Origin of the sequence: Micromonospora sp. NBC_01412 (assembly GCF_045040215.1) — a bacterium.
Lineage (GTDB): Bacteria > Actinomycetota > Actinomycetes > Mycobacteriales > Micromonosporaceae > Micromonospora > Micromonospora rubida.
On sequence record NZ_CP109528.1, the window covers coordinates 3,784,847 to 3,804,446 of the forward strand.

Consider the following 19,600-nt stretch of genomic DNA (forward strand, 5'->3'; position numbering starts at 1 on the left):
CGTCGTGTGCCGGTCGCGGCCAACCGGCCTGTGGTGCGTCGCCGTCAGCGCCTGCCGCCGGAGGGCGCGGAGGGTCCGCCGTCGGGAGAAGGCGCCGTGAACAGGCGTTCCGCGTCGTCTTCGAGGGTCCCGTCCGCAGCGGGGAAGATCGACCCCCGTTGGCGGGGACCATCGACCTCCCGCTACTCCACGGATCACGGGGAGTAGCGCATGGATGACTTCCGCTGCGGCGACGGTGATCGCTACCGTGCTACGGACGGTCGGCCCGGGGGCGGGTCACTTTCGGAGGCAGGGATGGCGAGGAGCGCGCGTAGTTTCCAGCGGGAGGCCGACGAGCTTCGCGCCAGCGGATGGACGTATCGGCAGATCGCCTCGCACTGGCAGCAGCGGTACCGCATCAACCCGAGGGTGGCCTTCCGACTGGCCCACGGCCTCACGCAGGCCGACGTGGCGCGCCGCTGGAACGAGCAGTGGCCCGACGCGGACGCGCCGAAGACCGCCAAGCAGATCTCGTACTGGGAGATCTGGCCGGGCCCGGCGGGCCGGGCACCGTCGCTGGACACGCTGAACAAGCTGGCGTTCCTCTACCGGTGCGCCGCCGGCGACCTGCTCGGCGGCGAGGACCACAGCCACCTCGATGCCGAGGCCCTACACGCGGGCGCACCGGAAGCGCCCGCTGGCCGCTCCACTAGCGAACGCACCACCGGTGCCCCGTTGCCCTCCGGCGCCGTCCTGACACGGGTCACCGAGCGGGTCGTCGAGGACCTGGAGATCCTGACCGACACGTACCGGTGCCTCGACTACCGGGAGGGCTCCGGCAAGGTGAGCGCGGATGTCGGTGCCCACCTGCACCGCATGCTGGAGGTCAGCAACCGCACGACGAACACCGGCACCCACCGCCGGCTGCTGCGCGCTGCCGCCGACGCCGCCCAACTCGCCGCCTGGCTCGCCATCGATGCGCAGCGCTACCAGCAGGCGCACGGATACTGCCGGCTCACCATCTCGCTCGCGGAGAAGGCGAACGACCGGGCCCTGCACTCGTACGGCCTGGGCGTACTCAGCCAGATCCACCTCCACAACGGGGACGGCCGCACCGCGCTCAGCCTGCTCGGCACCGCCCGGGACGTCGGCGGCCGAGGCATCCCGCCCGCCGTCAACTCCTGGCTCGGCGAGGCCACCGGGGAGGCGTACGGACTCCTCAACGAGCCCCACCGGGGAATGACCGCCCTGGCCGGGGCCGAACGGGCCTTCGACGGCGTCAGCATGGACAACACCCCCGCATGGTTGAGCTTCTTCAACGCCGACTGCCACGCCGCCCGTCTCAAGGGCCGCTGCCTGACCCGGCTGAGCCGCCCCACCGACGCGACCCGGTCCCTCTACGAGGCGCTGACCCTGCTGCCCGCCGACTTCGTACGGGAACGCTCCGGCACGTTCATCGACCTCGCCATCGCGTACACGCAGATGAACCAGATCGAACAGGCCTGCCACGCCGCCACCGAGGCCGACGCGCTCGCCCGACGCACCGGATCAGAGCGCAACCGCAAGCGGCTACGCCAACTCCTCGTCGACCTGCTGCCCTGGACCGGCCTCGACTGCGTGCAGAGCCTGTACCGGCAGGTCCTGATTAACTAGAACGCGTGCGTACGTCGACCCGCCACGACCCGCTGTGACCCGCCGCTCCTGGATCGAACTCGTCGTCCTGTCCGCCCTCTGGGGCGCGGTGTACCCGCTCATCACCGTCGCTCTGCACGATTTCTCGCCAGCGCTCGTCGTCCTCGGGCGAGTGCTACTTGCGGCGCTCCTGCTGCTCCCCCTCGCGGTAAGCCGGGACGCACTTCAGCCCATCTGGCGCAACCCTCGGGCGATCATCGAGACGGTGCTGGTGCAGTCCACCGCGCCGCTGCTGCTGCTCACCTACGGGCAGCAGTACGTCTCGGCCAGCGTCGCCGGCATCCTCGTCGGCGCACAACCACTGTTCGTCGCGCTCCTCGCCCTTTGGTTCGCACCCGATGAACGCCCGCAAGGCTGGAAGGGCCTGACCGGGATAGTCCTCGGCCTGGTCGGCCTGATCATGCTCTTCGGCGTCGACCTGCGTGGAGGCCGGATGGCGCTGTTCGGCGGCACGCTCATCCTCGTCGCGGCGGTGTGCTACGCCGCTGGCGCAATGATGATCCACCGTCGGTACGCCGAGGCCCCGCCCCTCGGCGTCGCCACCTCCGCCATGCTCGTCACCACCGTAGCCGTGGTCGCTCCCGCCTCCGCGACGGTCCCGACCCGGTTGCCCGGCGTGGAAGCGACAGGTGCCCTGCTCGTCCTCGGGATAGTCTGCACCGGCGCGACGCTTGCCTTGTTCTACACGCTCATCACCCGCGTCGGCCCCGCCCGCGCGGCACTGGCGTTCTACCTGTCACCTGCGTTCGCCGTCGCCTTCGGCGTGGCCTTCCTCCGCGAGCAGATCAGCGTGTCTGCGGTCCTCGGGCTCGGAGCGATCGTCGTCGGGTCCGTGCTCGCGGCGCACCGCAGCGATCCGACGCCACCGTAATGCCTGCTCTCTACCCTCGGTGCAGGCAAGTCGAAGATCGTCGAGTTCCAGTCCTGCGCGGACTCGGCGCGCCAGGGGTTGGCGTCACATCCCCATCTCGCCGTAGGCACCCCGATGGGCAAGAATCGAGGGTGTGGGAGGTGATCGTGAAGCGGACAGTGACGTGACCGTCGGTCGTCGCCCTGATCTCGTCATCTTCGACTGTGACGGGGTGCTCGTTGACAGCGAAGCAATCGTTGCGGGTGTGCTGGCGGAGCAGCTACGACAGCTCGGCGTAAAGATTACCGACGAGGAATGCGAGCGAGAGTTCGCGGGCCTAGCCCAGGGCAAGGCCACCGAACGCATCACCGCGCTACTGGGCACAGCCGTCCCGGCGGGTTGGTTCGACTCGCTCACGCAGTCCGTCGACGTGGCTCTTCGCGCTCGGGTACGTTCTGTGCCCGGCGTGCTGGACGTGATAAGCCTGCTGGATATTCCGTTCTGCGTAGCGTCGAACGGGCGGCCCGAGAAGGTGGCCCTAACGCTGAGGGCGAGTGGGCTGGCAGCTTTCTTCGAGGACCGGATCTTCACCGCCGCCGACGTGGTACGGGGCAAGCCGGCCCCGGATGTCTTCCTCCTAGCAGCCGAGCGCTGTGGGGCGGAGCCGCAGCGCTGTGTGGTGGTGGAGGACAGCGAGTCCGGGATTGCCGCTGCTCGGGCAGCTGGCATGCGGGTACTCGGCTTCGTGTCGGCGAGAGACCGGACGCTCGACGGCGCTGACGCGCTCTTCAACAGCATGGCGGAGTTGCCGAAACTGCTCACCATGCCGACGAACTGACGGACCCCACCACTGCTCGACAAGGCCGACAAGGACTCGCCCACCCTCGGGCGCATAGTAAGGTCTGTGTATGGGTTCTACGCCGCGTAAGGTCTCGCTGACGGGCATCAAGCCGACGGGTGAGCCGCACCTGGGCAATTACGTCGGTGCGATCCTGCCTGCGCTCGACCTGGCGAACAGCTACGAGTCGATGTACTTCATCGCCGACTACCACGCGCTCACGACGGTCCGGGATCCCGCTCTGCTGCGGCACTTTACCCGGTCGGTCGCGGCGACCTGGCTGGCTGCGGGGTTGGACCCGGACCGGACCACCTTCTATCGCCAGTCCGACATTCCGGAGATTTTCGAGTTGGCGTGGGTGCTGTCCTGCATGACTGCCAAGGGGTTGATGAACCGGGCGCATGCATATAAGGCGGCGCGTGACCGCAACCGTGAGGCCGGTAGGGAAGACCTCGACGTGGGCGTGAACATGGGGCTATTCAACTACCCGGTACTCATGGCTGTGGACATCCTGATCGTGGAGGCTGACGTGGTGCCAGTCGGCCGTGACCAGCTTCAACACGTCGAGTACGCCGCCGATATCGCGGGTTCGTTCAACAGCATTTACGGAGACCGGTACAAGCTGAAGATCCCGAAGCCCGTCGTGCCCGAGGAAGGGACCGCTCACACGCTGCCTGGTACTGATGGCCGGAAGATGAGCAAGTCGTACGGCAACACGATCCCGCTGTTCGCCCCGGGATCGGCCTTGAAGAAGGTGATCCGGCGGATCACGACGGACAGCGTGCCTGTAGAGGCACCCAAGGAACCGGACTCCTCCGCAGTGTTCACGCTCTTGGAGCGGTTCGGTGACCCCGCCGTAGTAGCCGGGACCCGAGCTCGCCTGATCGAGGGTGGCATGGGCTGGGGAGAGGTCAAGGCACAGCTGACCGATGCGTTGAATGACCGGTTCGCACCGATGCGCGACCGGTACGAGGCGCTTGTGGCATCGGGTAGCGAGCTCGACGACCTGTTGGCCCATGGCGCGGACAAGGCGCGCAAGCAGACCCGGCCGGTACTTGAGCGAGTTCGCGACGCCATCGGTATCAGTTGAGCTGACCTTCCTGTTCGAGGGCGTTGCCGACGCGTTCGGCGCAGTGCCACGCCGTGGTCCACTTGCCGGGCACCGCGACGACGAGGTTCGGAACTCGACTCCAACCAGTGGGGGGATCACGAAGGTCCGCCACGAAGCTGGTCGGGTCGGCGCGAGTTGTCGTAGGTTCGCAGACAGTTCCCCACTGTAAGCGGAGATCGGCATCGGATAAGTGCAGCCCGCGCTGGACGAGCGCGGTGCGGATCCGCGCGTACTCGGCTTCGTTCGTGCCGTACTCGCCGTTGTTGCCTGGCAGGCCGATGCGCGCGTCGGCGCGATCGGGGCTGATGGCCAGAAGGTCACCGTCGAGCCAGTAGGTCAGGGCGCTCGGTCGGATCCTCGCGTGCCGGCCCCAGGCGATCCGACGCTGCCGGAGCGTATGCGTGACGCTGGCCTGAGCCAGCAGGTCGGGAGTGTCAGCACCAGTCGCCAACACGACCAGGTCCGGGCTGCCGCAGTAGTCGTCGAGTATCACCAGCCCCGTTTCCTGGTTGCGCTGCAGCGTGATCCGGCGCTGCGACAGCAGCGACACGCCGCAGTCGCGCGCGAGCGCTGTGGTGCGGGCATGTAAGAGGTCGAGGTCGACGCTGAAGTCTGGGATGCGGAAGGCGGCAGCCGGCGGATGAGCCGGCGGGGCGGGTGAAAGGTTCGGGTTGATCTCTTCGGCGTTGATTCCAGTGTGTTGCCAGGCGGAGCGGTACGCGTGCACGGCCTCGGCGGAGGTGAACAGCGCGTAGCCGTGCGGCTCGCCGACTTGGGCGGGACGGAGCAATCCGTCGGGCCAGTGGTTCCGGTACTGCCAGCAGGCCCGAGCGACGTGAGGTAGAACCGGTGCCAGGACTGCGCCGGAGTGCAGCTGTCCGAAGTTCGCCAGCGAGGCCCGGCGACGGCCGTCGCCGATGCAGGCGACGTCGAAGCCGCGCCGGGCGGCGGTGACGGCGATAGCGAGGCCGCACAGTCCGGCGCCGATGACAAAGACCCTCCTTCTCGAATCAGGCATGAGGTGGCATTCCTTCTCGCTCAGGGCTGGAGACGTCACGGTCGCGGACGATCGTGACGTGGTATCGGTTGGCGAAGCGGCGGACCAGCTCCGCGGGCGCGAGATGGTGGTCGACGCGGCGCCGGAGCTGGGGCGGAGACAGACCCAGCCGGGAGCGCGCCGCGCTGCGATGGGCTTGCATGCTGCTCCGGTCGGTCAGTAGGCACCGGAGGTGGGCCATCAGTACCGCTGGGATCAGAGGACCTTCCCGCCCGTCGGTGGCGACCACACGGTCACTGTCCAAACTCGGCACCTTGATGATGAACGCAGAGCCGGGTGCCGCCCCGGCGGCCGTATGCAGCCTGTGTGCGGCGTGGTCGAACGACCACGCCGGCCAGCGCTGCGGAGCTGCGTCGCCCGCACGTTCTCCCAGGACGGGCAGGAGCACCGCCACGCCAGGTAAGCCGGAGCGGGCGTAGGTGATGACCTGGCGTCGTTTGGCCAGCCCGTACGGCGTTTGGTAGAGGCCGGGTGCGAGAACGGCGGTGGTGCTGGCAACGACCAAGTGGGGCTGGGCGGCGCACTCTCGAAGGCGGTCCCGCAGTCGCAGCACGGTGTCGGTCGCGGCTTGGACGCTACCCCGCATGCTCTCGACGCCACTGCGGTCGAGGACGAGGTCGATTATGGCCACCCGCTTCGCATTACCGCATTGCACGCCGACAGCGCTAACGACCCTCATCTGATCCTGACGGTTCATCAGGTCAGCGGCGATCCATTCGGCGGCGCCTGGCTGGCCGGTGTCGGGTGAGCGCGCCACTGCGATCGTGTCGATGCCAGCGGCCGACAGCAGCGGCACCAGATGTCTGCCGAGGCGGCCGGAGGCGCCGAGGAGCACCGCTGTGGGTTTCACGAGGCGCACTGCTTCCACAGCATGGCGTACCGGTTGAAGGTGTGACAGAAGTCCGCCCGGACCTCGCGCCACGGGCCCGGCTGGGTGCCGCGGTGCGCGAACCTCTTGCGGGCGGTAGCGGTGGCGGCGGCGCCCCAACCGCTGGCCAGCTCGATTGCCGAGAGCACCGCAGTCTGGCTCGCCTCGTCATCGCTCATCACCCGCTCGGCTACCTCGTCTGGTGGCATGTTGAGGTGGATGCTCGACGCCGGAATGCTCTTGGACATCTTGGGATAGCCGGCGAGGCCTTCCAGCACGCGGAAGTACAAAGCGCCGATGTTCCCGGTCCACCCCAGGCTCAGTTCGTCGGCGTTGGCCTGACGTTCGAGAGCGAGGCGGGCGAGGTCGGTGAAGTACGCCTCTTCCATGCCGGAGACCATGAGCACGTGTTTGGCGCCGTTGTCGAAGGGGCCGAGTACGTCGGCAACGGTGTACAGCGAGTCGGTGACCACCCCGACTTCGCTGCCGAGTAGGCCATGGTCTGCGTACAGCTCCAGCAGGCTCTCGCGGTGCTCCTGAAAGTCGGCCCGGGACAGGTATCGGGCGATGCGGCCAGCGCGCACGAGGTTGGAGTGGTCGAGGTGAGAGCGCAATTCGGTGACCTCACGGTCCAGCCCAAGCGCGACGAGGAAGGCGAACATCTGGTCGCGGACCTGGACCAGGGCCGACCATGCCACGTTGCGGGAGTTCCATGCGCCGAGGTCGGAGACGATGACCGTCATCGGCGCGCGGAGTTGCCGCTGAAGGTCCACCGCGCCGAGCATGATCGACAGGGTGCCGGCAGTCGGCGCATTCGTCGGGCCGAACCCGGTGACGATGGCCAGTGAGTCGCGCACCGCAGGGTCCAGTACTGGTACGGCACCGTCGACGTGAGTGAAGCGCATCGCGACCGGGCCCAAGTACCGGGCGACAGCCTCGGTGGTGTGCTGATCGATCGGGGTGGCTGGCATTTGGCCTCCTTGTGCTGGGTTATCGGCTCTCGGACAGCGCCTCGAGGAGGCGTATGGCTTCGCCGGATCGTCGGGCGTGCTCCACGCGATGGATCGAGTCCTCGGCGGGAGCGCCGGAGTCGACGATGAGGGCAGCGTTCAGCTCCACGAGTCGTGTGATGGGTGAGTCGCCGCCAGGCGCGAGTGCCTCGGTGGCGAGCGCGGCGTTGCCGGCGTGAGTGGATCGATGGGCCACCGCGCTGCGCCACCCCACTGTGGGGGCACGGCTCGCGCGGGTGGTCGCGTTGACCAGTTCAGGGGTGGCGTGCGCGAGGTGAGCGGTGCCGACGCCGCAGTACTCGTCGACGGTCTCCCCGTCGCTGAGGTTGGTCGAGACGACCGTCCCGGCGGCGATGTCGGGGCGGATGCCCCGAAGGGCGCGGGCTGACAGCTCTACGTCGGTGTGTGCGAGGCCGAACAGGAAGCGGGAGGCGCGCACGCACAGCGTCGCCACTGGCATGAAGAAGCTTGCGGGGTTGATCGCGTCGAAGACGCCGTCGTACCTGGCCGCGTAGTGGGGACAGAAAAGCGGATAGGGGACAAAGGCGATGTTGTGCTGTTGTAGCGCGTCCGGAATGCTCGCCAGGTCAACCGCCGGCCTGATCCTCAGGACGTCGAGGATGTCCGCGGCACCAGAGATCGCAGACACCGACCGGGAGATTCCCTTGACGACGAAAGTGCCGGCCGCGGCGGCGAGGATCGATGCGGCGGTGCTGACATTGAACGTTTTGAACTGCTCCTTGCCGCTGCCGGCGACGACCACCGTGCCGTCCGGCACGGCAACAGGCCGTGCGATGTGTCTGCGAAGCGCCGGGTCGAACTCGACAACTTCGGTCCACCAGCCGAGCAGATCCGAGACACTGAGGTGACCATCATGGATCAGCCCGGTGCACCATCGACGCCATCGCTCATCCGATGTTGGTGACCTGTCGTGAAGGAAGTCGCGGAGCGTATTCTGGCTGAATCTGGGTGGGACGCTGTCAGCCGCAGCAGTGAATGTGGCCGCCGTGGCGCTGGTCATCACAATCTCCCGTCGAGGGGGGCGGCAGGACTGACGAAGGCAGTGGGATCCGCTCGATCGTCGGCGAGCCTCACCCCCAGCACCGCCCAAGGTCCGTTGCACGGGGGCCGAACTATCCGACCCACCGCATCCGTCGATCAGTAGCCTCGCCCCAACAGAACGTGAGATGAACGTTGCCGGTGTCAGCCGGTGTCAGCCGACGCCACCGCCCGGACAAGCAAGGCCACCGATGGCTGAACTAGAGTGAGGCCATGACCACGGACGCCCGGCGGGCCAGCGAGTGGACAATTCACGACGAGCGCGTCATTGATGACACGCGACGCGCGGTGCTCAGCGTCGCCGACGTGGAACTACCGGACGGCGTGCGATTCGAGCAGTACGTGCTGCGCGTTCCGGCTGCTGCGATGGTGGTTGTCCTCGACGACTGCGACCGGGTCCTGATGATGTGGCGGCACCGATTCATCATCGACCGCTGGGTATGGGAACTCCCCGGCGGCTACCTCGATCCGGACGAGGACTCGGCCGTATGCGCCGCCCGGGAAGTCGAGGAGGAGACAGGGTGGCGGCCGAAAAGCATGGAGCCGCTGATCGCCTTCCAGCCCATGGTGGGGACGATCGACCAACCGAACGTTGTCTACCTCGCTCGAGGTGCCGAGCCCACCGGGGCCGAGCCGGACGTCAACGAGACTGAACGGCTCGGGTGGATCCCGCTGACAGAGGTTCAGCAGCGCATCCAGGCGGGCGAGATCGTTGGTGCCGGCTCCGTTACCGGCCTGCTCGCCACCCTGCTGGCCAAGGCGTCCGGGCGAATCTAGGCAGACCGCAGAAACGGCTGGACCTGCTCGCTGAACTCGTCCACGGCAGACAGCCCCTGGTACGGGCCGAGCCGATCGGCCAGGTCAGCCAGGTAGTCCCGCGCTCGGCGTGAGTGCAGTTGCTCTGCGGCCGTGGCCGCCTGCACACCCACGACAGCTGCTTGTTCAGGATCGCCGGCCTGCACATGAGCCACCGCCAGCAGCGTGAGGTTGAACTGGCGCCCACGGGCGTATGCCTGGCCGTCCATGTCCAACGAGCGGACCGCGAAGCGCGCCGCTGTCTTCCCCTGCTCCAGGGCGGTGAAGCAGTGCCCGAACTTCGCCGACAGGTACGCCTCGTCGAAGTAGCTGATCCACTGCGGGCCGCTGCCGCGGTCGGCGCGGTCGAAGGCGCGTTCGGCCCGGTCAAGCGCAGCGGCGCACGCCGCCTCGTCGCCGCCGACCGCATGGCCCTGCGCCTCAAGTACCGCCGACTCTGCCTCGATCGCCGTGACCCCGGCCTGAGCCGCCATCAGCCCGGCCGCACGAGCCAGATCGACCGCCTCCGTCGAGGCATGAAGATAAGCCGCCTGGTGACTCATCGCCGCCAGGATCTCCGCGCCCAACGGCCGGTCGCCCGCCGCAGCGGCCAGTCGCAACGCTTGCACCATGTATCGCTGCGCGAGCCCGTGCATGCCAGCGTCGTACGACGACCAACCCGCCACCTGAGTCGTTTCAGCAGCAGCGGACATCAGGGCCTGGCCGGTCCGTGGGTCGAAACGGCCGCGCAGTAGCCCAGCTACCTCGGAGTCGAGAAACCGGACTAAACTGTCCCGAACCCGATCCCCGCCGTACTGGTTGTCTAGCGACCGGTAGACACCGGTGACGCGCCGGACCGCTTCGACCTCCGGTTCCCCGACAAGGCGCTCACCGGCGCTTGAGGGTCGTTCATCCAGCGGAGCGGTCAGCCAGCGCACTGCTGGTGAGAGGTACGCCGCCGCGCTGAAGGCGACGCCTCGGAGCAGATCCCGCCGTTGCATATCTTCCCGCCACAGCTCGGTCGCGACAGCAACACCGCGTTGCCAATCCTCTGCGAACTCTAGCCCCGGGATTGTGGTGTGGCCGGAGGTAGCGACGGCTGCTAACGCCTCGCCAGCGTCGGCTGACACCACGGAGGCCAACGTGAGTAGCTCACCGCCCGCGTCCAACGCTGTCTCAAGCAGCGCCAGGACGGGAGGACTCGGTCGCTTGAGACCGGCCTCCAGATCCCACAGGTAGCCGTGAGAGCAGTGGACTTGCTGACCGAGCCGACGAAGAGACAGGTTCCGCTTCAGCCGTAGCGCTTTCAGACACGCCCCGAACGCTGGGTTGATAGCTTGCCGCGCAGGCATGGCATGCAACCCCCGAGAGCCGATCGGCTGGGCACGTGCGGCAAACGTCATTGCCATCGATAAACGCTACCTTCCGCAGAGCGACAGCGCGACATCATTCGGTCATCACGCATCACCTCCATGGCTGGTCTTGTATGCGCGCCATGGCCAGGTCAAGACGCGTGTGTTGTCCGGGAGCGGCTCGCTGGGCTCATGTGTGCCTCGGCATGCGGACACGTGCTTCGTCCGCATGGCCTGCGTTCACTCAGTCGCCTGTCCGTCCGAGAGTGTTTGGAGCGGGCAACGGCACGGGTTCTCTGGCCCTGACGCTGCCGGCGGTCCAGTCCGCGACGCCCGGAGAACCACAGCTCAAGGTGCCCTGTCGACCCGAGGAGAAGGAAGTACCGAGTGATCCAGATGGCTGATACGCACGACGGTGCCGACCGGGCGGCCGACCTGCGCGCCGTGCTGGTGGACGAGCTGCGCGTGCAGGGCAAGATCGTCACCAGGGCGGTGGAGGCGGCGTTCCGCCGGGTGCCGCGGGAGCGGTTCATGCCCGCCGGTACCGATCTCGCCGTTGCCTACGGGTTCGACAACTCGGTGGTCACCAAGCGCGATGAGCACGGCGTGGCGATCTCGTCGGTGTCCGCGGCCTACATCCAGGCGCGGATGCTGGAGCCGGCTGAGCTGCGGCCGGGCATGACCGTGCTGGAGGTCGGCTCGGGTGGTCTGAACGCCGCGTACATCGCCGAGGTCGTCGGACCGAATGGTCGGGTTGTCAGCGTCGACATCGACCCGGAGGTCACCGATCGGGCGGCGGCGTTGCTGGACCAGAACGGCTACGGCAATCGGGTCAGGGTCCTGGTCGCCGACGCCGAACATGGTGTGCCGGACGAGGGTCCGTTCGACGCCATCGTCGTCACGGTGGGCGCCTGGGACATCGCCCCGGCCTTGCTCAACCAACTGCGGGACAAGGGCGTCCTCGTCCTGCCGCTGGTTATGAACGGCGTCACGAGGACGATCGGGTTCCGCCGGGAGGGCGGCCATCTTTCCAGCACGTCGGTGGAGGTCGCCGGGTTCGTGCCGATGCAGGGTGACGGCAGGCATCCCGACCGGGTGTTCCTCCTGCCCGACGGCAACGGGCGTAACGTCCGGCTGTCGTTCGACTCCGGCATCCCCCGCGAGATGAGCCGACTTGACGGCGTCCTGGCGACGGAGCGCGCCGAGTGGTGGTCCGGTGTGACGATCGACAACGGTGTCTCGTTCGCCGACCTGCACCTGTGGTTCGCGTGGTTCCTTCCCGGCTTCTGCCGGATCGTCGCTGACCAGGGAACCGACCTGGCCGCTGAGCGCGGCTGGTTCCCCTTCGGCGTCGTTCGCGGGTCGGGCTTCGCCTACCTGGCGGTGCGGCCGGCGATCGAGGGCGAAAGCGTGGAGTTCGGTGCCCGCGCCTACGGCCCGGACGGGCAGCGAGCTGCCGCCGCCATGGTCGAACAGATCCAGGCGTGGGATCGCGACGGTCGCCACATCGAGCCGGCCTTCGGCTACTGGCCCGCCGACAGCGGCCACGCTCTCATCCCCGCCGACGCTCCGGTTATGGACAAGACGCATGGCGTCGTCACGATCTCCTGGTCCTAGGCCAGGTGGCACCACCCAACCCTTCTAGCTGAGGAGAGTGATGTCGATGGCTCCGCCGACTGCGGTCCTCGACGCCCCCGCCGCCGACCCCGACGTCGTCACCGACGACGACTTCGTGCTCGACATGCGGGTCATCGAGGCCACCACGCCGCTGGTCGTCAGGGCGTGCAGTACCAGCGACGGCTGCGGAAGCACCTACAGCACGACATGATCTTCGATGATGTGCGCGATGTGTGCTCCCCAGCGGGTGCCGGCACAGGTCGACGCGTGTCAGCCGGGGTAGATTGCGCGACACCCGTGGTCGCAAACCGGGGTTCGTGTGCTCGGCGTGTGCTCTGACCTGGGAAAACCCGGCCCAGGCAACCCAGGTCAACGCGGGCCACTCCCTGCCACCCCGTGCGAACCCGCAGGTCGCTAGACTGGGCCCTCGCGCCCCCGTAGCTCAGGGGATAGAGCATCGGTTTCCTAAACCGTGTGTCGCAGGTTCGAATCCTGCCGGGGGCACCTCGAAGGTCAGCCGAAACTGTCCCTGGCCAGCGGATACGTTTCGACGTGGATCGGTTGGCCGGCGCAGCCGGATGCCACCCGCAGCCGCCGTTTGTAGCCTTCGGCACCACCGGGGTGCGGGCGCGGGAAGCCGGCGGTACGCGAAGCCAACCTTGCTCGTCGCCGGAAGCCGTCTAGCATGGTTGGCCCCTGTCCAACCGTCGAAGCAGGCAGCCCCATGACCGGTACGGTTTTCGAGAACGCCCGGATCCACACGCTCGACCCCGCCCGGCCGCGCGCCGAGGCCATGCTGGTGCGCGGCGAGCGGATCGTCGCCGTCGGAAACCGCGACGAGTGCCGGGACCGGGCCGGCGGCGGAGCGCGTCGGGTCGACCTCGCCGGGATGACCGTGCTGCCCGGGATGATCGACAGCCACATCCATTCCGCCCTGTACGTGCGCGGCCTGGAGCAGGTGGACCTGCGCGGCACCGCCAGCCTCGACGAGGCGTTGACCCGGATCGGGCGGCACGCCGCCACCCTGCCGCCCGACGCCTGGCTCTTCGGCGGACGCTGGGACAGCCACAAGTGGGCCCGTCCGGTGCAGCCGACCCGGGCCGACCTCGACCGGGTCTGCCCGGACCGTCCCGCCGTGCTGCCCAGCATCGACGGGCACACCACCTGGGTCAACAGCGCTGCGCTGCGGCGGCTCGGCATCGACGCCGACACCCCCGACCCGATCGGGGGGCAGATCGCCCGCGACGAGCGCGGCGAGCCGACCGGCATCCTGCGGGAGTCGGCCGGGGACGCGGCCTACGACATTTTGCGCTCCTCCGTCGCCGGAGACATGGTCGAGCAGTTGCGCACCCACCTGCCCAGGCTGCTCGCCGTCGGCCTCACCAGCATCCACGACCTCGACGGGCAGGACTGCCGGGCCGCCTACGAGACCCTGTACGCGCGGGGCGAGCTGCCGCTGCGGGTTCACAAGTCGATTCCGTCGACCTCGTTGGACGAGGTGATCGACCTGGGCTGGGCGACCGGCGACGGGGACCGTTGGCTGCGTACGGGACCGGTGAAGATCTTCACCGACGGGGCGCTCGGCTCGCACACCTGCCTGATGAGCGAACCGTACGACGGTGAGCCGGACAACCACGGCATCGCGGTCACCCCGGCGGAGGAGTTCGAGCGGCTGGTGGCGAAGGCGGCCGGGGCCGGTATCGCCGTGGCGGCGCACGCCATCGGCGACGCGGCGAACCGGATGGTGCTGCGGGCGTACGCCCGCTGGCAGGAGTCGGCGCGCACCGACCCGACCGTCGCCGGGGCGGCACGGCGGCTGCGGCACCGGATCGAACACACCCAGCATCTTCGGCCGGAGGACGTGCCACTGCTCGCCCGGCTGGGCGTGATCGCCTCGATGCAGCCGACCCACTGCACCAGCGACATTCCCCTGACCAGCAGGATGCTCGCCGGCCGGGACCTCGCCTCGTACGCCTGGCGCAGCCTGCTGGACGCCGGCGCGACGGTGGCGTTCGGCTCCGACGCGCCGGTCGAGGACCCGGATCCGTTCTACGGCATCCACGCGGCGGTGACCCGGCAGCAGCCCGACGGAACCCCGCCCGGTGGCGTGGACCCGCACGAGCGGCTCAGCCTCGACGCGGCGCTGCACGGATTCACCGTCGCCGGCGCGTACGCCTCCTACGAGGAGCACCTGAAGGGGCGCCTCAGCCCCGGCATGCTCGCCGACTTCATCGCGCTGCCCGCCGATCCGTACCAGGTCGAGCCGGCGGAGCTGCGTGACCTCACGGTGGCGCTCACCGTGGTCGGCGGGGTCGTGCGCTGGCAGCGCTGACCACGCAGCCGGTGTGATCCGCCGGGCAGGGGGAACGAGTCGGGCCCGGCTCGGGCCGGGGCCCTCCGGTAGCACCCGATCGGATCGGGCACAGGATGTCGGGTCCGGCCGGGGTCGTCGTTCCTAGCGTGGTGGGCAGCAGGGAAGGAGGCCCGGGTGCTGGACCGATTGAACGAGGCGATGGCGTACGTCGAGCGGCATCTCGACCAGCGGGTCGAGGTGGCCGAGCTGGCGCGGATCGCCGTCACGTCGGAGTACCACCTCCGGCGGATGTTCTCCGCGTTGGCCGGCATGCCGCTCTCCGAGTACGTCCGGCGTCGGCGGCTCACGGTCGCCGCCGCCGAGGTGCTCGCGGGGGAGGCGACGCTGCTCGACATCGCCGTCCGGTACGGCTACGGCTCGGCCGAGGCGTTCGGGCGGGCGTTCCAGGCGGTGCACGGGGTCGGCCCGGGCGAGGCCCGGCGGACCGGCGCGGTACTGCGGTCCCAGCCCCGGATGTCCTTCCGTCTCGTCGTCGAAGGGAGCGCCACCATGCACTACCGCGTCACCGAGAAGGACGCCTTCCACCTGGTCGGGCGGAAGGCCCGCGTCCCCCTCGTGCACGAGGGGATGAATCCGGCCATCGTCACGTTCGTCAGGAGCATCGACGCCGGGACGGTCGAGCGGATCGAGGCCCTGTCCGACCAGGAGCCGCGCGGGATCGTCAACGTCAGCGACAAGCTGGGGGACAACCGGGAGGAGGGCGCCGAGCTGGACTACTGGCACGGCGTGGTCACCGGAGCCACCCCGCCGGAGGACCTGGACGCCATGCCGGTGGCCGCCGGCACCTGGGCGGTCTTCTCCAGCTCGGGCGAGTTCCCGCAGACCCTCCAGAACATCTGGCGGGACGTCTTCACCGAGTGGTTCCCGGCCAACCCGTACCGCAGCCGGCCGGGCCCGGAGATCCTCCAGGCCCGGGTGTCGGCGGACGGCACGCGGGCCGACGCCGAGCTGTGGATCCCGGTGGAGCGGGTCACGGCCTGAGCCGTCCGTCGCCCCGCCCCGCACAGACAGGGCGCGGGGCGGGGCGACGGACGCCGGCAAACGAATCAAAGAAGGGCTCAGAGCGCCGCGCGCAGCGCCTCGGCGAGGGTGGTCGGCCGGCGGCCGATCAGCTTCGCCAGGTCGTCGCCCTCGACGTAGAGCTCGCCCTGGGACAGGCCCCGGTCGCTGTCGGCGAGGATGGCGGCGAACCCTGCGGGGACGCCCGCGCCGCCCAGCACCTCGGCGTACTTCTCCGTAGGCAGGTCGGTGTAGCCGACGCTCCGGCCGGTCTGCCGGGACAGTTCCTCGGCCAGTTCGGTGAGGGTGAACGCCTCGCCGCCCAGCTCGTACACCCGGCCGGCCTCGCCGGCGCCGGTGAGCGCCGCAGCGGCGGCCTCGGCGAAGTCCGCGCGGGTGGCGGCGCTGACCCGCCCGTCGCCCGCCGCGCCGGTCACCCCGTACTGGAGGTACGTCGGGAGCTGGTCGGTGTAGTTCTCCAGGTACCAGCCGTTGCGCAGGATCACGTATGGCAGGCCGGCGGCGGCGATCTCCCGCTCGGTGGCCAGGTGCTCCCCGGCGAGGATCATGCTGGACCGGTCGGCGTTGGCGATGCTGGTGTAGACGACCAGCCCCACGCCGGCCTCGCGGGCGGCGGTGACGACGTTGCGGTGCTGGGTCTCCCGCTGCCCGACCTCGCTGCTGGAGACGAACATCAGCTTCTCGGCCCCGGCGAACGCGGCGCGCAGCGAGGCGGGGTCGGTGTAGTCGGCCCGCCGGGTGACCACCCCGCGTCCGGCGAGGTCGGCGAGCTTGCCGGTGTCCCGGCCGAGCGCCACGATCTCTCCGGCCGGTACGCCCCGACGCAGCAGCGACTCGACGATCAGGCGGCCGAGGTGGCCGGTGGCTCCGGTTACGACGATGGACATGTGACTCCTCGGGAAATGTCGATGATCCGTCGTCCGGTACCAACATGGCGCTCCTCCCGTCACTTCCCGTTGGACGCCCGCTGATCCTCGCCGGCTGTCGGGGCTGGCGCGTCCGGGCGGGAGGGGGTAGAAACATGACGATCCCCCAAATCGTGAAGGGATGCCGGACGGCGGATCGAGAGAGCGCTCTCACAGCCGCCCGGTTCGCCACCGCCACCCGACAGGCAGGCTGATGACACCTCGCACCCGCCGCCACCTCCTGGCCCTGGCCACCACCACCGTCTCCCTCGCCGCCGCCGGTCTCGCCCCGGTGCCCGCACTGGCCCACCCCGGCCATCCCGACGACCGCGACCCGGACCTCGGCCCGTACGTGCACGTCTACGACCCGTCCACCCCGACCGCCGAGATCCAGTCCACCCTCGACGCGATCTTCACGAAGCAGGAACGCAACGAGATGGGCACCGACCGGCACGCGGTGCTGTTCAAGCCCGGCCGGTACGACGTCGACGCGAAGCTCGGCTACTACACCACCGTGGCCGGTCTCGGCCGCTCCCCGGACGACGTCGACATTTACGGCGCGGTCCGGGTCGTCGGCCAGCCCGACCCGAACTCGCCGGGGGGCATCTCCGCGCTGACCAACTTCTGGCGCTCGGCGGAGAACCTCTCCGTCATTCCCGCCGACTGGTCGAACCAGTGGGCGGTCTCCCAGGCGTCCCCGATGCGCCGGGTGCACGTGCGCGGCCCTCTCTGGCTCGAACCGGGCAACGGCGGGTACTCCAGCGGCGGCTACATCGCCGACTCGAAGGTCGACGGGACCACCATCAACGGCTCCCAGCAGCAGTGGCTGACCCGGGACAGCGAGCTCGGCGGCCAATGGAGCAACGGGGTCTGGAACCAGGTCTTCTCCGGCGTGACCGGGGCACCCGCCCAGAGCTTCCCCGACCCCCCGTACACCACGCTCCCGACCAGCCCGGTCACCCGGGAGAAGCCGTACCTGTTCGTCGACGGCAACGACCGGTGGCGGGTGGCCGTACCGGGACTGCGGCACGACACCGCCGGCATCACCTGGGCGGCCGGCGGCCGACCGACCCCCTCGCTGTCGCTGCGCGACTTCTTCGTCGCCCGGCCCACCGACAGCGCCCAGCGGATCAACCGGGAGTTGGCGCGGGGGCGGCACCTGCTGCTCACCCCGGGCGTGTACCGGCTGGACCGGGCGCTGCGGGTCACCCGGCCGGGCACCGTCGTGCTCGGACTCGGCATGCCCAGCCTCGCCCCGACCACCGGCGACGCGGCGCTGCGGGTCGCCGACGTCGACGGGGTGCGCGTCGCCGGGTTGCTGGTCGACGCCGGCCGGCGCGAGTCCGACGTGCTGGTCGAGATCGGCCGGCGCGACGGCCGCCGGGACCACGCCGCGAACCCGACCTCGGTGCAGGACGTCTTCTTCCGTATCGGCGGCCCCTGGGTCGGCCGGGCCCGGACCAGCCTCGCCGTGCACAGCGACGACACCCTGCTCGACAACATCTGGGCCTGGCGCGGCGACCACGGCAACGGCATCGGCTGGACGGCGAACACCGCCGACACCGGGGTGCTGGTCACCGGCGACGACGTGACGGCGTACGGGCTCTTCGTCGAGCACTACCAGCGGTACCAGACGGTGTGGACCGGCGAGCGCGGCCGGACCGTCTTCTACCAGAGCGAACTGCCCTACGACCCGCCGAGTCAGGCCGCCTGGGTCAGCCCGACCGGTAGCGGCTGGGCGTCGTACAAGATCGCCGACTCCGTGCGCCGGCACGAGGCGTGGGGGCTCGGCGTGTACTCGTACTTCAACCAGGGGGTCGACATCCGGGCGGACCGGGCGATCGAGGCGCCCCGCCGGCCGGGCGTGCGGTTCCACGACATGATCACCGTCTTCCTCGACGGCAGCGGCGGCATCGAACGTACGGTCAACGACGTCGGCACCCCAGTCGTCGGCTCGTTCGGCACCAGCCCGGTGGTCAGCTACCCCTGACCAGGCCGACCACCCGACCGCCCGGGCGGACCCGGTGACCGGGTCCGCCCGGCAGCGCGCTCACCCGCCGGACACGGCTGAGGGGGACGCCCGCCGGACCATCGGTGACCGGCGGCGGCGGGCCGCCCCGTGTCGCCCCGTGTCGCCCCGGGCCGGCCCGCCGCCGGGGCTGTCACGCCGAGAGCTGGTCAACCCGGGTGAGCACCTGGTCGATCAGGCCGTACTCGCGGGCCTGCTCCGCGGTGAACCACCGGTCCCGGTCCCAGTCCCGTTGGATCTCGTCCAGGCTCCGCCCGCTGTGCCGGGCGATCAGCTCCTGCATGGTGCGCTTGACGTGCAGCATGTTCTCCGCCTGGATGGTGATGTCGGCGGCCGTGCCACCCATCCCGCCCGACGGCTGGTGCATCATGATCCGCGAGTGCGGCAGCGCGTACCGCTTCCCGGCCGTCCCCCCGCAGAGCAGGAACTGCCCCATCGAGCCGGCGAAGCCGAGCGCCAGGGTGGCCACGTCGTTGCGGATGTAACGCATCGTGTCGTACACGGCCATTCCGGCGCTGATCGAGCCGCCCGGCGAGTTGATGTAGAGGTGGATGTCCCGCTCGCTGTCCTCTGCGGCCAGCAGCAGGAGCTGCGCGCAGATCTGGTTGGCCGACTCGTCCGTGACCTCGGTGCCGAGGAAGACGATCCGCTCCCGCAGCAACCGTTGGAACACCTGGTCGCCGAAAGCCGGCTGCCCGCCGTCCAGCATCTGTACGTCGTACCTGATCATGTCGACCTCCACCGCGCCGGTGGGCGACTTCGACCGCCCCGGGGACCGGCCCGTCCAGGGTGCGCCCGCCGGGGGCGCCGACCCCAACGCTTCTGCCGCCGGCAGATTCGCCGACGGCAGAACCGGGCGGGCGTCGGCAGCAGGGCGACGCCGCTAGACGGTCACCGGCCGCCGCAGGCCCACCGAGGCCCGCCCGCAGTGCACCAACCCGGTGGTACGCGGACCAACGGCGAGCGGTGCCCTGGACAGCGCCCGGTGCACGTCGGCCCCCCGCCGGGTGCCGGTCAGCCGGTCGCCGTGCTGTTCCAGCCGGG

The 19,600-nt window shown here is 69.5% G+C and carries 17 protein-coding genes and 1 tRNA gene; 11 read left to right on the top strand and 7 right to left on the bottom strand.

Going from position 1 to position 19,600, the window contains the following annotated elements; all coding sequences use genetic code 11:
- Nucleotides 1-294 precede the first annotated feature (294 nt).
- The 4 genes from OG617_RS17420 to OG617_RS17435 all read left to right on the top strand — a co-directional run bounded on the left by OG617_RS17420 (nucleotide 295) and on the right by OG617_RS17435 (nucleotide 4,449).
- A complete protein-coding gene (locus OG617_RS17420) occupies nucleotides 295-1,632 on the top strand; it encodes a hypothetical protein (protein ID WP_405103066.1) in 1,338 nt (445 codons plus the stop codon).
- 34 nt (nucleotides 1,633-1,666) lie between these two features.
- The gene (locus OG617_RS17425) at nucleotides 1,667-2,542 is read left to right on the top strand and encodes a DMT family transporter (RefSeq protein ID WP_405103068.1); all 876 of its coding nucleotides are present in this window, start codon (nucleotides 1,667-1,669) and stop codon (nucleotides 2,540-2,542) included.
- A 163-nt stretch (nucleotides 2,543-2,705) separates the two neighbouring features.
- Entirely contained in the window at nucleotides 2,706-3,359 is a 654-nt protein-coding gene (locus OG617_RS17430; protein ID WP_405103070.1) for an HAD family hydrolase, read from the top strand.
- Between the two features lie 70 nt (nucleotides 3,360-3,429).
- Complete coding sequence (locus OG617_RS17435; protein ID WP_405103072.1) at nucleotides 3,430-4,449, top strand: tryptophan--tRNA ligase; 1,020 nt, start codon at nucleotides 3,430-3,432, stop codon at nucleotides 4,447-4,449.
- Here the strand turns inward: OG617_RS17435 and OG617_RS17440 are convergent.
- Genes OG617_RS17440 through OG617_RS17455 form a run of 4 tightly spaced genes read right to left on the bottom strand, consistent with a single transcriptional unit; the run spans nucleotide 4,442 to nucleotide 8,426 of the window.
- Nucleotides 4,442-5,488, bottom strand: coding sequence for an FAD-dependent oxidoreductase (locus tag OG617_RS17440; RefSeq protein ID WP_405103074.1), 1,047 nt, complete (start codon nucleotides 5,486-5,488; stop codon nucleotides 4,442-4,444). The genes OG617_RS17435 and OG617_RS17440 overlap by 8 nt on opposite strands.
- Nucleotides 5,481-6,377 (bottom strand): NAD-dependent epimerase/dehydratase family protein, encoded by an 897-nt coding sequence (locus tag OG617_RS17445; RefSeq protein ID WP_405103076.1) that lies wholly within the window; start codon nucleotides 6,375-6,377, stop codon nucleotides 5,481-5,483. The genes OG617_RS17440 and OG617_RS17445 overlap by 8 nt, the downstream gene beginning before the upstream one ends.
- Complete coding sequence (locus OG617_RS17450; RefSeq protein WP_405103078.1) at nucleotides 6,374-7,366, bottom strand: hypothetical protein; 993 nt, start codon at nucleotides 7,364-7,366, stop codon at nucleotides 6,374-6,376. Before OG617_RS17450 ends, OG617_RS17445 begins: the two co-directional genes overlap by 4 nt.
- A gap of 19 nt (nucleotides 7,367-7,385) precedes the next feature.
- The gene (locus OG617_RS17455) at nucleotides 7,386-8,426 is read right to left on the bottom strand and encodes a hypothetical protein (protein WP_405103080.1); all 1,041 of its coding nucleotides are present in this window, start codon (nucleotides 8,424-8,426) and stop codon (nucleotides 7,386-7,388) included.
- A 251-nt stretch (nucleotides 8,427-8,677) separates the two neighbouring features.
- On the opposite strand from OG617_RS17455, the gene OG617_RS17460 reads away from it, so the two are divergent.
- On the top strand, nucleotides 8,678-9,241 hold the full coding sequence (locus tag OG617_RS17460) for an NUDIX hydrolase (RefSeq protein WP_405103082.1): 564 nt from the start codon (nucleotides 8,678-8,680) through the stop codon (nucleotides 9,239-9,241).
- Here OG617_RS17460 and OG617_RS17465 read toward each other — a convergent pair.
- Nucleotides 9,238-10,668 (bottom strand): helix-turn-helix domain-containing protein, encoded by a 1,431-nt coding sequence (locus OG617_RS17465; protein WP_405103084.1) that lies wholly within the window; start codon nucleotides 10,666-10,668, stop codon nucleotides 9,238-9,240. The genes OG617_RS17460 and OG617_RS17465 overlap by 4 nt on opposite strands.
- A 339-nt stretch (nucleotides 10,669-11,007) precedes the next feature.
- Between OG617_RS17465 and fxlM the strand changes: the two genes are divergently transcribed.
- From fxlM to OG617_RS17490, 5 genes are all read left to right on the top strand, one after another.
- Nucleotides 11,008-12,228: a methyltransferase, FxLD system gene (fxlM, locus tag OG617_RS17470; RefSeq protein ID WP_405103086.1), complete on the top strand. Its 1,221-nt coding sequence runs from the start codon at nucleotides 11,008-11,010 to the stop codon at nucleotides 12,226-12,228.
- A gap of 40 nt (nucleotides 12,229-12,268) precedes the next feature.
- Nucleotides 12,269-12,439 carry an FxLD family lanthipeptide gene (locus OG617_RS17475; protein WP_405103088.1) on the top strand — a complete coding sequence of 57 codons (171 nt, stop codon included), beginning with the start codon at nucleotides 12,269-12,271 and terminating at the stop codon, nucleotides 12,437-12,439.
- A 220-nt stretch (nucleotides 12,440-12,659) separates the two neighbouring features.
- Nucleotides 12,660-12,732, top strand: a tRNA-Arg gene (locus OG617_RS17480).
- A 220-nt stretch (nucleotides 12,733-12,952) separates the two neighbouring features.
- Nucleotides 12,953-14,560 (top strand): amidohydrolase, encoded by a 1,608-nt coding sequence (locus OG617_RS17485; protein WP_405103090.1) that lies wholly within the window; start codon nucleotides 12,953-12,955, stop codon nucleotides 14,558-14,560.
- Nucleotides 14,561-14,716: 156 nt separating this feature from the next.
- Nucleotides 14,717-15,583: a helix-turn-helix domain-containing protein gene (locus tag OG617_RS17490; protein WP_405103092.1), complete on the top strand. Its 867-nt coding sequence runs from the start codon at nucleotides 14,717-14,719 to the stop codon at nucleotides 15,581-15,583.
- A gap of 77 nt (nucleotides 15,584-15,660) precedes the next feature.
- On the opposite strand, the gene OG617_RS17495 is transcribed toward OG617_RS17490, so the two are convergent.
- Nucleotides 15,661-16,509: an SDR family oxidoreductase gene (locus tag OG617_RS17495; RefSeq protein WP_405103094.1), complete on the bottom strand. Its 849-nt coding sequence runs from the start codon at nucleotides 16,507-16,509 to the stop codon at nucleotides 15,661-15,663.
- A 232-nt stretch (nucleotides 16,510-16,741) separates the two neighbouring features.
- On the opposite strand from OG617_RS17495, the gene OG617_RS17500 reads away from it, so the two are divergent.
- Nucleotides 16,742-18,517: an adenylyl cyclase gene (locus tag OG617_RS17500; RefSeq protein ID WP_405103096.1), complete on the top strand. Its 1,776-nt coding sequence runs from the start codon at nucleotides 16,742-16,744 to the stop codon at nucleotides 18,515-18,517.
- A gap of 172 nt (nucleotides 18,518-18,689) precedes the next feature.
- Here the strand turns inward: OG617_RS17500 and OG617_RS17505 are convergent, their stop codons facing one another.
- On the bottom strand, nucleotides 18,690-19,286 hold the full coding sequence (locus OG617_RS17505) for a ClpP family protease (RefSeq protein WP_405103098.1): 597 nt from the start codon (nucleotides 19,284-19,286) through the stop codon (nucleotides 18,690-18,692).
- Between the last annotated feature and the right edge of the window lie 314 nt (nucleotides 19,287-19,600).